This is a genomic window from Mesomycoplasma ovipneumoniae (assembly GCF_024758565.1).
In the GTDB taxonomy this organism is placed as follows: Bacteria; Bacillota_I; Bacilli_A; order Mycoplasmatales; family Metamycoplasmataceae; genus Mesomycoplasma; species Mesomycoplasma ovipneumoniae_B.
On the sequence record NZ_CP079199.1, the window covers coordinates 469,668 to 485,000 of the forward strand.

Genomic DNA, 15,333 nt, shown 5'->3' on the forward strand with positions numbered 1-15,333 from the left:
GGCAACTTTTGCAAATAAACAAAATTTTTCTAACAAAATTTTTATTTTTGAATAAACAAAAATAAAAAAGTAAAAATTTTAAAAAAAGAATTTAAAATTTTTAGCTTCGAAGTTTTTCGCCATCGAAAAGATCAGCGAACATTTTCTCATCATCAAGAGCTTTCTCGCTATAATCACCGCGAAAATCTGTTTTTGAAATTTCTTCAAAATAGTAATTTTCGTCTCTAGAATTTCAAGAAAAATCAAAGTGTCTTTCTAAAATGAATTTCTTTTCTTGTTGGCTATATAAATCCGAATTTTCTATAAAATCATCAAAATACTTAAATTCATGAGTTGTTTCTTCTTGAAATTTTTTAATTGCATCACGATATAAAATTAGTTCTTCCATAGATGATTCAATTACATTTTTATTTAAATAATTTGATTTTGATGGAGAAGAAAAAACAAACTGCGGATCTTGGTTATTTCGCAGAAAAATATCTTGCTCAAGTTTGACTAATTTTTGTTTGAAATAATATTTTAAAATTTCGTATTTACCTTGGAAAATATCGTCATATAAATTTGAATGGCCAAGTCAGTAGTAAATTTTTTCACCATCAACATACAATAAAATGAAATTTTTTAATGCAATTGGGGAAATTCAGCCGGTGTTGGTACTATAAGCAGAACGATAATACGGTTTAAACCAAAAAACTGGTTTTTTTGAGTCAAATTGTGCAATTATTTCATCAAAAAGTCCGTATTCTTGGCCTCCAAAGTAAAAAATTTGGAAATTTTCTAGCTTAAGTTTGGCTCAGCTTGGTAGGATAAAATAATCAGGGTCAACAAGCTCAACATTCTCGGTGGGGAAAAAATATCTAGGACCAAATAAAATTTGCAACAAATAGATAAATTCAATTTTATTTGTTCATTTATTCAAATTATCATAATAAAATTGACCATTTTTACCAAAAAGGTTGATGCAATATTTTCGATATTCAGGACCGAATTTATCAAATCAACTAAGAATAAATTTATCCCGGTTTTCAATGTTTAAATCAAGCTTTTTAATCCCGTATTTTTCAAATTTTTTAAGCAAATTTTCATAAGTTACAAAAGTAAATACATTTTGAATGGGGTTAATTTTGGTTTTTTTACTAAAATTATAATTCTCTTTTAATAACAAATTGTAGATATTTTCTACTTTTTTGCCTAAATATGCTTTATTTATATCTAGAAACTTTGAATTATATTCATATCTATTCGATAAAAAATCAAAGATTTTTTCACGATAATTTCATAAATTTTTTGGCTTTGCATAAGGAACACTTTCTTTGATTTCCTTAATTATCAGATTTTCAATTTTTTTTAGTTCATCTTTTGATTTGAACATTTTTTGAAAAACTGCAGGAAAGGAAATTGAAAATTCACATTTTTCTGTGTCACCAAAATTTTCAAAAGCGACGATTAGTACTCTAAAATCTTTAGTCTCATAGGGAGTGTCCGAAAAATAGGGTTCTCATTTGCATTTATCACTTAGATTTTCTTTTTTTCGACAATAATCTTTATCAGTTCATCTACGTGACAAACACCTAATTTCATCATAAAAATCAAAGTCTTTCAGTTTTTTCAAAAAAAAGACTGTTTTTGGGATATCTTCTAGTCTTAAATTATAAACATAATCATCACGTTTGTAATCTAACCCAATAATAGTTTCAATTGGATTGTCTACAACCGCGCAAGAATCCATGACATAAACTCATAAAAAGTCTGGAATTGTTCGATATTCATTATTACAATCATTGTGAAAATCTTCATCGGAAAATATCCGTTCAATTAAGCAATGACTTTTAATATCAATTTCTAAATATTTTAGTTCTTTTAATTGTTTTTTTGCTTTAGACTTCAAACCTAATTGGACTTCCATATAAAAAATGTACCTTTTCTACATTTAACATTTTATCCCTGTCTACATGTTTCTTTTTAAGTCTTACTCTTCTTACATGATAACTTCGAAAAAAACTTTTGTGTATGATTTTGGATCAGATTGTTCATAAGGAATCTCAAAAGCGTTTTTAGGGTCGGTTCAATCAATAGAATCATGAGCAAGTCCGCTTCCGGTAACAAAAGGGCCTTTAGTAAAACCAGGATCCTTATTTAAATTATTATTTTGTCTTCGCAGCCATCCGTTTCCTACAATCAAATTTGCTGTATCTCTTGTTTTTTGAGCCAAGGTTCACATAACTAGCTCATTAAATGAATAAAAATCAATAGGGGACTTTAATTTTTCCTCCATATTATAACGATCTTTTTTATTCATTTTGGCTTTTATTGAACTAGGCAGCAGGTTATTAATAATAATTTTGGCTAATTCTGATTGGGCTGGCAAACTTCCAACCGCTCAAAGTCAGGCAGATTTTTGCAAGTAAACATAAATTCAACTGACAAAATTGCTATTTTTAAATAGATAAAAAAGAAAAACAAGTTAAGAATTTTAAGAATAAACTTAAATTTTTTGTCTTTAAATTCATTAATTAACAAAAAGATCTAGGATTCTCCTTCTATCTCAATAAATTTTTTACTTTTGTGACCGCGAAAATCTACTCTTGCAATTTCATTATAATATTCAGTTCTATCATTAGAATCTCGAGAAAAGGGATCATGTTCTTCTAAAATTAATTCTTTTTCTTGTTGGCTATATAAATTAGTATTTTCTAGAAAGTCTGTAAAATACTCAAATTCATGGTCTGTTTCTTTTAGAAATTTATTCAAGGCATCTCGATATAAAATTAATTCTTCCATAGATGATCCAATCACATTTTTATATAAATTATTTACCCTTGGTAATCTAGAAATAAAGAACTCTGGATCCTTGCCATCACGAAGAAAAATATCTTGTTCAAGTTTGACCAATTTTTGTTTGAAATAATATTTTAAAATTTTGTATTTACCTTGATAAATATTATTATATAAATTTGAATGGCAAAATCAGTAATAAATTTTTTGACCGTCAACATTCAATAAAATGAAATTTTTTAATGCAATTGGCAAAATTCATGCATCGCCCGCTCCATAGGCGGAGTAGTAATATGGTTTAAATCAAAAAACTGGCTTTTTTGAATCAAATTGGGAAATTATTTCATCAAAAAGTCCATATTCTTGTCCACCAAAGTAAAAAATTTCAAAATTTTCAAGTTTTAATTTTGCCCAACTTGGCAAAATAAGAAAATCAGGATCATCGGGATAAAAATCTAGATCTTCAACTCAATATTTAGGACCAAATAAAATTTGCAACAAATAGATTAATTCGATTTTATTTGTCCAATTATTCACATTATCATAATAAGTTTGGCCTCTTTCACCAAAAAGTTCAATGCAATACTTTCGATATTCTGGGCCAAATTTATCAAATCAACTAAGAATAAATTTATCACGATTTTCAATGTTTAAATTAAGCTTTTTAATCCCGTATTTTTCAAATTTTTTAAGCAAATTTTCATAAGTTTCAAAAGTAAATACATTTTGAATTGGTTCAATTTGGGTTTTTTCACTAAAATTATAATTCTTTTTTAATAAGAAATTGTAGATATTTTCTACATTTTGTCCTAAATATGCTTTATTTATATCTACAAACTTTGAGTTATATTCATATCTATTTGATAAAAAATCAAAGATCTTTTCGTGGTAGTTTGCTAAATTTTTTGGTTTTGCATAAGGAACACTTTCCTGAATTTCCTTAATAATTAAAGCTTCAATTTCTCTTAATTCGGTTTTTGATTTAAATATTTTTGAAAACACAGCCGGATAAGAGATTGAAAATTCGCATTTTTCAATATCATCAAAGTTTTCAAAGACAACAACAACTTTTTTAAAACCTTTACCATCATATAAACCATACAAAGGAAAAAGTTTAGAGAAAGAAAAATTATTTTCTTTTCCGTTTTTTTCACAATATTCATCATGGTTACAGTCGCCAATCGAACACCTAATATCATTATAAAAATGGAAATGCTTGAGTTTTTTGGAAAAAAACGTACTTTTTGGGATATCTTTCAGTTTTAAACTATAAACATAATCTTCTTGTTTATAGTTTAAACTAATAATTCTTTCAATTGGATTAGGATCGAAGACGTTATAATAAAGGTAATTGTATAAAAAATTTGGAAATGGATAATTATTATAATAACAATCAGACGTTAAATCAACATCATCTTCAGCCATATTACTAATTGAACAACGACTTTTAATATTAATTTCTAAATATTTTAGTTTAACTAACTGTTGTTTTGCCTTGGATATTAAATTTTTTTGGCATTCCATATAAAAAATGTACCTTTTCCATATTTAGCATTTTTTCTCTTCGTATAAATTCCCTCTTTGCGACTTTTCCCTTTATCATTCTTAATCTCCTTACATGATAACTGGGAAAATATATTTTTACGTATGATGGTATATTTTCATCTTTACTTGGATCAATATCAAACGCATTTTTAGGGTTGGTTCAATCAATAGCATCGCTAGCTAGACCTTCTCCAACAACAAAGTGATCTTTAGTAAAACCGGAATCTTTATTTAAATTATTATTTGGATCAATTGACCATCTATTTCCCACTATCAAATTTGCTGTATCTCTTGTTTTTATAGCCAAATTTTCCATAACTCATTGATTATTCGAATAAAAATCAATAGGGGACTTTAATTTTTCTTCCATATTTTCACGGTCTCTTTTATTTTTATTGATTTTAGCTTTTACCGAACTAGGCAGGAAAGTATCAATAACAATTTGAGTTAATTTTGACTGCATTGTCAAATTTGAAACGGCTCAAAGTCAAGCTGCAGTTTCTGGAATTGCTTGTTCACTAATAACAAAATATGATTTTAAGCCTTCAGTGTGAAAATTAAAAAATCAAGCTGGATGGATTCCAGTGTATTGTCTTAATTTTGTCTCATCTTTTACAACAGAAAGATTTAAAGTCGTTGTACCTGCTATTGTTTTAATTATAGACTTACTTTTTCCTTTTGTCAATTTATCTAAATCAACTTCAATTGAGTCAGCGCCTCTTGAAACAATAGGACTATCATCATCCTTGTGGACAGGATGGGCAGGTCGATTATTATTCCATCATCTTCCAACATCACTAACAATATTCGGAAAAAAGACCGAAGCAGCAATACCAATAACCGAACCAACGATAGCAGCTCCAACAGCATATCAAAATAATGCACCAAGCCCAGCAGCAGGAGCAGCAGCGATTGCTGGTGCCACAGTTTTTTCAACCCGAGTTTTATTTTGAAGCTGTCTAAAGTCAAAAACATGCCCTTCAAATTTTAGTTTTGGTACACCTTCTTCAAAATAGAGTTCAGCTTTTTTGTTAACTAATTCAAGTGAAGCGCTATTTAAAATTACCTGACCATCTTCATTAATTTGAATTTCAATATCGTCTAAATTAGGAGGGTGTGAATTAGTACTTGTTTTGTTTAGACGTGTTTGAGAATTTTTAATATTTGCATTGATGACAAACGAATTTTGTTGGTTTTTGGTCGAAACAATTTGGACTAAATCATCAAAATTTACCGGTTTTTTTGAATTTGATAAACCTATATCACGAGTTTCAAGTTTAAAATCTGAATAGCTTTTTGTATTTTGAAAGTGTCAGAGCGGCCCAAAAACACTTAGTGTCAGTGAAGTGAAAGCGACAACATTAGTGATAAACTTAAAAAGTTTCAGTTTTTTCTTCATGTTTTCTCCTTATTTATATACTATATTCAAATTCATTAGTGTGTAAATTATAGCATACATTAAAACTTTTTAGGGAAAATTTCGTTAAAAATTCACCGTCTTAAAAAATAAATTGATAAAAATTCAAGCAGCTTTTGCAAATAAACAAAATTTCTATAACAAAATATTTATTTTTGAATAAACAAAAATAAAAAAGCTAAAAATTTTAAAAAATAATTTAAAATTTTTAGCTTTGAAGTTTTTTACCATCCAAAAGATCAGCAAACATTTTTTTATCATCACGAGCCTTCTCGCCATAATCACCGCGAAAATCTGTCTTTTTAATCTCTTCAAAATAGTAATTTTTTTCTCGATAATTTAAAGAAAAATCAAAGTGCTCTTCTAAAATCAATTTCTTTTGTTGTTGGCTATATAAACCAGAATTTTCTATAAAATCTTGAAAATACTCAAATTCATGAGTTGTTTCTTCTTGGTATTTTTTAATTGCATCACGATATAAAATTAGTTCTTCCATAGAAGATTCAATTACATTTTTATTCAAATGATTTGATTTTGGTGGAAAATAAAAAAGAAACTGCGGATCTTGGTTATTTCGCAGAAAAATATCTTGTTCAAGTTTGACTAATTTTTGTTTAAAATAATATTTTAAAATTTTATATTTGCCTTGATAAATATCATCATATAAATTCGAATGGCCAAATCAGTAATAAATTTTTTGCCCGCCAACATATAATAGAATAAAATTTTTTAGTGAAATGGGCGAAATTCAGCCAGTCTCGGTGCTATAAGCGGAACGATAATACGGTTTAAATCAAAAAACTGGTTTTTTTGACTCAAATTGTTCAATTATTTCATCAAAAAGTCCATATTCTTGGTCGCCAAAGTAAAAAATTTGGAAATTTTCTAGTTTAAGTTTGGCTCAACTTGGTAAAATAAAATAATCAGGTTCAGCAAGGTCAACATTCTCAGTGTTAAAATGATATCTAGGACCAAATAAAATTTGTAACAAATAGATAAATTCGATTTTATTTGTTCATTTATCTAAATTATCATAATAAAATTGGCCTTTTTTACCAAAAAGGTTGATGCAGAATTTTCGATACTCAGGACCAAATTTATCAAATCAACTAAGAATAAATTTATCCCGGTTTTCAATGTTTAAATCAAGCTTTTTAATCCCGTATTTTTCAAATTTTTTAAGCAAATTATCATAAGTCTCAAAAGTAAATACATTTTGAATTGGTTGAATTTTGGTTTTTTCGCCAAAATTATAATTCTCCTTTAACAACAAATTGTAGATATTTTCTACCTTTTGTCCTAAATATGGTTTGTTTATATCGACATATTCTGAGTTATATTCATATCTTTTTGATAAAAAATCAAAGATTTTTTCGTGATAATTTGATAAATTTTTTGGCTTTGCATAAGGAACACTTTCTTTTATTTCCTTAATTATTAAAGATTCAATGTCTTTTAATTTTTCTACTGATTTAAATATTTTTCTAAAAACGGTAGGATAAGAAATTGAAAATTCACATTTTTCAGTGTCATTAAAGTTTTCAAAGGCAACAACAACCTTTTTCAAACCTTTAGTGTAGTACCAAGTATTTGAAAAATAAACTCGAGGAACAGGCTCGCCACTCTTATTTTTATTTTTTTGACAATATTCTTGATCTTCGTAAGTACGACTACCAATCAAGCATCTAATCTCATTATAAAAATGGAAATTTTCAAGATCCTTAGAAAAAAACACAGTTTTTGGAATATCCACTAATTTTAGGTTATAGATATAGTCATCCTGTTTATAGTCAATACCAATAATTGTCTCAATCGGGTTAATTACCTCAGCGCAAAAATCCATACCATAAACTCATAAAAAATTAGGTATTCGCGCAAACCTATCTTCACATTCAGGATCATAATCTTGAATTATATTTTCAACTGAACAAGGACTTTTAATATTAATTTCTAAATATTTTAGTTTTTTTAATTGTTTTTTCGCCTTAGACATTAAATCTAATTGGTGTTCCATATAAAAAATGTACCTTTTCAACATTTAGCATTTCATTTCTATATAGATGCTCGTGTCTTAATCTTGCTCTTCTTACATGATAACCGCGGAAAAAGACTTTTATGTACGGTTTTTCATCTGGCTCTTTATCCTTGTGAGTAGTTCTAAAGAAGTTGTCGGGGTCGGTTCAATCAATAGAATCATGAGCAAGTCCGCTTCCGGTAACAAAGGGACCTTTAGTAAAACTGGGATCTTTATTTAAATTATTATTTTGTCTTCGTAGCCATCCGTTTCCTACAATCAAATTTGCTGTATCTCTTGTTTTTTCAGCCAGATTTTTCATAACTCATCAATTATTCGAATAAAAATCAATAGGGGACTTTAATTTTTCCTCCATATTATCACGGTCTTTTTTATTCATTTTAGCTTTTAGCGAACTAGGCAGCAAAGTATCAATAACAATTTGGGTTAATTTTGACTGCATTGTCAAATTTGAAACGGCTCAAATTCAAGCTGCAGTTTCTGGAATTGCTTGTTCACTAATAACAAAATAAGATTTTAAGCCTTCAGTGTGAAAATTAAAAAATCAAGCTGGATGGATTCCAGTGTAATTTCTTAATTTTGTCTCATCTTTTACAACAGAAAGATTTAAAGTTGTTGTACCTGCTATTGTTTTAATTCTAGACTTACTTTTTCCTTTTGTCAATTTATCTAAATCAACTTCAATTGAGTCAGTACCTCTTGAAACAATAGGGCTATCATCAGCTGGCGCATGAACAGGACTATAACCAACTGACGGATAGTAACTTTCGCGGTTCCCAAATCATCTACCTACATCATCAACAACTTTTGGAATAGTTTCCACAGCTACCGCAGCAGCTGTCGAAACTGCTACTGCGGCAATGGCAGCTGCGACAGCATTTGAAATAAATGGAATAAAAGGTAAAAGGAAAAAGAAGGTTTTTTGAACTCGAATTTGATTTTGAAGCTCTCTAAAGTCAAAAACATAACCTTCTAATTTTAGTTTTGGTACACCTTCTTCAAAATAGAGTTCAGCTTTTTTGTCAACAAATTCAAGTGAAGCACTATTTAAAATTACCTCACCTTCTTGATTAATTTGAATTTCAATATCATCCAGATTAGGAGAGTCTGAATTAGTACTTGTTTTGTTTAGATGTGTTTTGGCTTTTTTAATATTTGCATTAATAACAAGCGAATTTTGTTGGTTTTTGGTTGAAACAATTTGCACTAAATCATCAAAATTTACCGGTTTTTTTGAATTTGATAATTCTATATCACGAGTTTCAAGTTTGAAATCTGAATAGCTTTTTGTATTTTGAAAATGTCAAAGCGGTCCAAAAACACTTAGTGTAAGTGAAGTGAAAGCAACAATATTAGTGATAAACTTAAAAAACTTTAACTTTTTCTTCATGTTTTTTCCTTTTTTTATATAGAATATTAATTCTTTATTTTTATGATTATACTATATATTAAAAATTTTTTAGGAAAAATACCTAAAAAATTGTTTTTTAAAAGAATAAGTTATTATGTAAATCAATGGCTAAAAGTAAACTGTACTAAAATTCAGGCATATTTTCCTGAGTTTCCCAGTTGATGGAAAAAATTCACTTTTTAGTTAATACAAATACGCAAAAATACCCGGTAAATCCACGTTTTTTGACCTAAAATCTTAATTTTGATTAGTTCAAAATTAACCTTTTGCAAAAAAAAAAAAAAAAATGTTTGGTACAAGAAAAAATTATGTTATAATAACACTCACTAAGAATAAATTAATAAGTTTGATATTGAATTAAGGGGGAATTAAGAATGTTTTTGGCATAAAAAAATCAGAAAATGCGAATTATCCGTTATGTTTTTAAATATAATGGTATGCCTTAAATTTAACCGTTTAGAAATCTATAAATTTAAGGCTTTTGGTTATTGTTCTTTCAAAACTTCACATATTTTTTTAGGCTCGCTGCAAATAAAAACGAGTTTTCTATTTGCATTGAGTTTAAATAGTAGTTGTATTTTTTTATGATTTTTGCTGTTTTGTCCATAAATTGATTTTGCCAAGGGAATATTAAGTATTTTGTGTTTTTAAGATAAATCTGTTTTGATAAAATTTATCATAAAGGACCAAAATATGAAAAAGCAGCAACAAAATTTATCCCCATATGACTTAGTAGCTAAAGAAATTGTTAGCAAATACGATAATTATAAAAACTATATTTTAGGTTTGATTTTTTATCGATTTTTATCAAAAAACAAGAAGATGAGCTACTTAAACAAGGTGTTGACCGCCCGGATTTAAAATATTTTTCAGCCAAAATCAACTGAGAAGAAATTGATTTAGACCAAACTGAATTTTAAATGACCATCATCACTTAGAAGAGTGTGAAACAATTAAAGTTTATGGTCTAACTTCTTGGCCTCGTGTCATAATAAAGAGACAGGCATGTTATCGGGTAAATACAAGGGTTTTGAAGTTTCTACCAAAGTTAAAAACTATAAAAATTAAAAATCTATGTACTGTTTAGAGTTATTTAAAGTTTAAATAATTGTAAACAGTACATAGAAGAAAAGAAAGGGGATATATTTTGCCAAAAACAAAAAAAGAAACACTAGATGCAAAGGGTTTTGGAATACAAATTTATACAAAAGATTTTAAAAATGATTATATAAGTCTAACAGATATTGCAAGGTATAAAAACAAAGATGATCCACAATTTGTTATTCAGAATTGGATGAGAAATAGAAATACACTAGAATTTATAGCTTTGTGGGAGATATTAAATAATAAAAATTTTAACCGTGTGCAATTCGACACGTTTAAAATGGACGTGGGTCTAAATAGATTTACAATGACACCACAAAAATGGATTAAAAATACAAATGCAATAGGTATTGTTTCAAAGGCTGGAAGATATGGTGGAACATATGCCCATTTTCATATAGCCATGGAATTTGCTTCATGGATATCTCCTGAATTTAAGTTGTATATCATCCAAGACTATCAAAGATTGAAGAATGACGAGAATTCAAGACTGTCACTAGGTTGGAATCTAAATAGAACAATTTCAAAGATTAATTACAAAATTCATACAGATGCTATCAAGGAATATCTGCTATCTGATTTAAGAAGTGAACAATTATCATATAAATATGCAAGTGAAGCAGATATGTTAAAGACCTTATTAGTAAAAAAAATAAGAAAACCTTCTAAATTTGTCAAGAGCAAATCACAAGTTTAATAAACAAAATCAAGTCGCTAATTTTTTCAAGAATTTTTAAGTCCTGAGTTTGACAGTTTGATGGCAAAAATTTACTTTTTAGTGAACACAAATATGCAAAAATACCAAAAATTTTTCTAACAAAATTTTTATTTTCGCATAAGCTAAAATAAAAAAGCTCAAAATTTTAAAAAAGAATTTAAAATTTTTAGCTTCGAAGTTTTTTACCATTGAAAAGATCAGCAAACATTTTTTTATCATCACAAGCTTTCTCGCCATAATCACCGCGAAAATCTGTTTTTTTAATCTCTTCAAAATAGTAATTTTTTTCCCAATAATTTAAAGAAAAATCAAAGTGTCTTTCTGAAATCAATTTCTTTTCTTGTTGGGTATATAAACCTGAATTTTCTATAAAATCTTGAAAATACTCAAATTCATGAGTTGTTTCTTCTTGATATTTTTTAATTGCATCACGATATAGAGTTAATTCTTCCATAGAAGATTCAATTACATTTTTATTTAAATAATTTGATTTTGGTGGAGAAGAAAAAACAAACTGCGGATCTTGGTTATTTCGGAGAAAAATATCTTGTTCAAGTTTGACTAATTTTTCCTTAAAATAATATTTTAAATTTTCATATTTTCCTTGATAAATATCATCATATAAATTTGAATGGCCAAATCAGTAATAAATTTTTTGACCGTCGACATACAATAGAATAAAATTTTTTAGTGAAATGGGCGAAATTCAGCCAGTCTCGGTGCTATAAACAGAACGATAATACGGTTTAAACCAAAAAACAGGTTTTTTTGAGTCAAATTGTTCAATTATTTCATTAAAAAATCCATACTCTTGCCCGCCAAAGTAAAAAATTTGGAAATTTTCTAGTTTAAGTTTGGCTCAGCTTGGTAAAATAAAATAATCAGGTTCAGCAAGCTCAACATTCTCAGTGTCTAAATGATATCTAGGACCAAATAAAATTTGCAACAAATAGATAAATTCAATTTTATTTGTTCATTTATTCAAATTATCATAATAAAATTGACCATTTTTGCCAAAAAGTTCAATACAATATTTTCGATATTCAGGGCCGAATTTATCAAATCAACTAAGAATAAATTTATCCCGGTTTTCGATGTTTAAATCAAGCTTTTTAATCCCGTATTTTTTAAATTTTTCAAGCAAATTTTCATAAGTTTCAAAAGTAAATACATTTTGAATTGGTTCAATTTGAGTTTGTTCTCCAAAATTATAACCCTGTTTTAACAACAAATTGTAGATATTTTCTACGTTTTGCCCTAAATATGGTTTGTTTATATCTACATATTCTGAGTTATATTCATATCTTTTTGATAAAAAATCAAAGATTTTTTCGTGATAATTTGATAAATTTTTTGGCTTTGCATAAGGAACACTTTTTTTGATTTCCTTAATAATTAAAGATTCAATTTCTTTTAGTTTTTCTACTGATTTAAATATTTTTCTAAAAACGATAGGATAAGAAATTGAAAATTCACATTTTTCAATATCATCAAAGTTTTCAAAGGCAACAACAAGCTTTTTCAAGTCTTTAGTGTCGTAGCATGTATCTGAAAAATAAACTTGAGGAACATATTCACCACTTTTATTTTTATTTTTTTGACAATATTCTTCATCCTCATAAGTCTGATTACCAATCAAGCACCTAATTTCATTATAAAAATGGAAATTTTCAAGATCCTTATAAAAAAACACAGTTTTTGGAATATCTGCTAATTTTAAGTTATAGATATAGCCGTCCTGCTTATAGTCAATACCAATAATTGTCTCAATCGGGTTAATTGCATCAAAACAAAAATCCATACCATAAACTCATAAAAAATCAGGAATTCGGGCTGACCTATCTTCACACTCAGGATCATAATCTTGAATTATACTTTCAACTGAACAACGACTTTTAATATTAATTTCTAAATATTTTAGTTTTTTTAATTGTTTTTTTGCCTTAGACTTCAAATCTAATTGGTGCCCCATATAAAAAATGTACCTTTTCAACATTTAACATTTTATCCCTGTCTACAAATTCATCTTTAAATCTTGCTCTTCTTACATGATAACCAGGGAAAAAGACTTTTATGTGCTGCTTTTTTTTCAAATTTTTTTTCGAAACTTTATCTTTGTGAGTAGTTTTAAAGAAGTTATCGGGGTCGGTTCAATCAATAGAATCATGAGCAAGTCCACTTCCAGTAACAAAAGGGCCTTTAGTAAAACTGGAATCTTTATTTAAATTATTATTTGATCACCCTCGTAGCCATCCGTTTCCTACAATCAAATTTGCTGTATCTCTTGTTTTTTCAGCTAGATTTTTCATAACTCATCGATTATTCGAATAAAAATCAATAGGAGAATTTAATTTTTCCTTCATATTTTTGCGGTCTTCATCATTTACATTCATTTTAGCTTTTACTATACTAGGCAACAAATTCTCAATTACAATTTGAGTTAATTTTGACTGCATTGTTAAATTTGAAACGGCTCAAATTCAGGCTGCAGTTTCTGGAATTGCTTGTTCACTAATAACAAAATAAGATTTTAATTCTGGGTTGTGAAAATTAAAAAATCAAGCTGGGTGGATTCCAGTGTAATTTCTTAATTTTGTCTCATCTTTTACAACAGAAAGATTTAAAATCGTTGTACCTGCTATTGTTTTAATTCTAGACTTACTTTTTCCTTTTGTCAATTTATCTAAATCAACTTCAATTGAGTCAGTACCTCTTGAAACAATAGGACTATCATCAGCTGGCGCATGAACAGGACTATAATCAGCTGGCGAATAGTAACTTTCACGGTTCCCAAATCATCTACCTACATCATCAACAACCTTTGGAATAGTTTCGACAGCTACCGCAGCAGCTGTGGAAACCGCTACTGCGGTAATGGCAGCTGCGACAGCATTTGAAATAAGTGGAATAAAAGGTAAAAGGAAAAAGAAGGTTTTTTCAACCCGAGTTTGATTCTTAAGCTCTCTAAAGTCAAAAACATAACCTTCTAATTTTAGTTTTGGTACACCTTCTTCAAAATAGAGTTCAGCTTTTTTGTTAACTAATTCAAGTGAAGAACTATTTAAAATCACCTCACCTTCTTGATTAATTTGAATTTCAATATCATCTAGATTAGGAGAGGAGTCTGAATTAGTACTTGTTTTGTTTATATGTGTTTTGGCATTTTTGATATTTGCATTAATAACAAGCGAATTTTGTTGGTTTTTGGTCGAAACAATTTGGACTAAACCATCAAAATTTACCGGTTTTTTTGAATTTGATAAATCTATATCACGAGTTTCAAGTTTAAAATCTGAATAGCTTTTTGTATTTTGAAAATGTCAAAGCGGTCCAAAAACGCTTAGTGTAAGTGAAGTAAAAGCGACTATATTAGTAATAAACTTAAAAAACTTTAACTTTTTCTTCATGTTTTTTCCTTTTTTTATATAGAATATTAATTCTTTATTTTTATGATTATACTATATATTAAAAATTTTTTAGGAAAAATACCTAAAAAATTGTTTTTTAAAAGAATAAGTTATTATGCTAATCAGTGGCTAAAAATAAACTGTACTAAAATTCAGGCATATTTTCCTGAGTTTCCCAGTTGATGGAAAAAATTCACTTTTTAGTTAATACAAATACGCAAAAATACCCGGTAAATCCACGTTTTTTGACCTAAAATCTTAATTTTGATTAGTTCAAAATTAACCTTTTGCAAAAAAAAAAAAAAATGTTTGGTACAAGAAAAAATTATGTTATAATAACACTCACTAAGAATAAATTAATAAGTTTGATATTGAATTAAGGGGGAATTAAGAATGTTTTTGCCATAAAAAAATCAGAAAATGCGAATTATCCATTATATTTTTAAATATAATGGTATGCCTTAAATTTAACCGTTTAGAAATCTATAAATTTAAGGCTTTTGGTTATTGTTCTTTCAAAACTTCACATATTTTTTTAGGCTCGCTGCAAATAAAAACGAGTTTTCTATTTGCATTGAGTTTAAATAGTAGTTGTATTTTTTGATGGTTTTTCCCTGTGTTTTAAACTAAAAAAGCAGTTTAAAAATTCATAATTTTGCTTTTTAAGTCAAAATTTTAGCTTTTTTAGTTTGCTTTATTTGATTAGTAGGTAGGTTTTTTCTTTCGTGAGTGTTAGATTTAAAATTTAGTGTTTTGCTTTGATAGTTATTTTTCTTGAGTTTGGGCTCAAACTGACAAACTCGGATTTTTTAATTAGGTAATTAGTTAATAAAAAAAACCTTATTTTAAAGAGTTTTTTATTGACTCTCTAAAATAAGGATGCTAATTAGCGCTCTCAAAACTGAATAGTAACATTTTTAT

General features: G+C 27.8%; 9 protein-coding genes and 1 pseudogene. 2 read left to right on the plus strand and 8 right to left on the minus strand.

Going from position 1 to position 15,333, the window contains the following annotated elements; genetic code table 4:
* Nucleotides 1-100: 100 nt before the first annotated feature.
* From KW512_RS01700 to KW512_RS01725, 6 genes are all read right to left on the minus strand, one after another.
* On the minus strand, nucleotides 101-1,906 hold the full coding sequence (locus KW512_RS01700; protein WP_258841769.1) for a hypothetical protein: 1,806 nt from the start codon (nucleotides 1,904-1,906) through the stop codon (nucleotides 101-103).
* Between the two features lie 72 nt (nucleotides 1,907-1,978).
* The gene (locus KW512_RS01705) at nucleotides 1,979-2,404 is read right to left on the minus strand and encodes a hypothetical protein (protein ID WP_258841770.1); all 426 of its coding nucleotides are present in this window, start codon (nucleotides 2,402-2,404) and stop codon (nucleotides 1,979-1,981) included.
* Between the two features lie 122 nt (nucleotides 2,405-2,526).
* Nucleotides 2,527-4,299, minus strand: a complete 1,773-nt coding sequence (locus KW512_RS01710; protein ID WP_258841771.1) for a hypothetical protein — start codon at nucleotides 4,297-4,299, stop codon at nucleotides 2,527-2,529.
* Nucleotides 4,250-5,719, minus strand: a complete 1,470-nt coding sequence (locus tag KW512_RS01715) for a hypothetical protein (RefSeq protein WP_258841772.1) — start codon at nucleotides 5,717-5,719, stop codon at nucleotides 4,250-4,252. The genes KW512_RS01710 and KW512_RS01715 overlap by 50 nt, the downstream gene beginning before the upstream one ends.
* Nucleotides 5,720-5,945: 226 nt before the next feature.
* Nucleotides 5,946-7,751, minus strand: coding sequence for a hypothetical protein (locus KW512_RS01720; RefSeq protein WP_258841773.1), 1,806 nt, complete (start codon nucleotides 7,749-7,751; stop codon nucleotides 5,946-5,948).
* Nucleotides 7,723-9,162 carry a hypothetical protein gene (locus KW512_RS01725; RefSeq protein ID WP_258841774.1) on the minus strand — a complete coding sequence of 480 codons (1,440 nt, stop codon included), beginning with the start codon at nucleotides 9,160-9,162 and terminating at the stop codon, nucleotides 7,723-7,725. Before KW512_RS01725 ends, KW512_RS01720 begins: the two co-directional genes overlap by 29 nt.
* 714 nt (nucleotides 9,163-9,876) lie before the next feature.
* Here KW512_RS01725 and KW512_RS01730 point away from each other — a divergent pair.
* Both KW512_RS01730 and KW512_RS01735 read left to right on the plus strand, forming a co-directional pair.
* On the plus strand, nucleotides 9,877-10,044 hold the full coding sequence (locus KW512_RS01730; protein WP_258841775.1) for a hypothetical protein: 168 nt from the start codon (nucleotides 9,877-9,879) through the stop codon (nucleotides 10,042-10,044).
* A gap of 286 nt (nucleotides 10,045-10,330) precedes the next feature.
* Nucleotides 10,331-10,948: pseudogene (locus KW512_RS01735) on the plus strand (KilA-N domain-containing protein); the annotation flags it as partial.
* Between the two features lie 223 nt (nucleotides 10,949-11,171).
* On the opposite strand, the gene KW512_RS01740 reads toward KW512_RS01735, so the two are convergent.
* Both KW512_RS01740 and KW512_RS01745 read right to left on the minus strand, forming a co-directional pair.
* The gene (locus KW512_RS01740; protein ID WP_258841777.1) at nucleotides 11,172-12,977 is read right to left on the minus strand and encodes a hypothetical protein; all 1,806 of its coding nucleotides are present in this window, start codon (nucleotides 12,975-12,977) and stop codon (nucleotides 11,172-11,174) included.
* Nucleotides 12,949-14,412 carry a hypothetical protein gene (locus tag KW512_RS01745; RefSeq protein ID WP_258841778.1) on the minus strand — a complete coding sequence of 488 codons (1,464 nt, stop codon included), beginning with the start codon at nucleotides 14,410-14,412 and terminating at the stop codon, nucleotides 12,949-12,951. The genes KW512_RS01740 and KW512_RS01745 overlap by 29 nt, the downstream gene beginning before the upstream one ends.
* Between the last annotated feature and the right edge of the window lie 921 nt (nucleotides 14,413-15,333).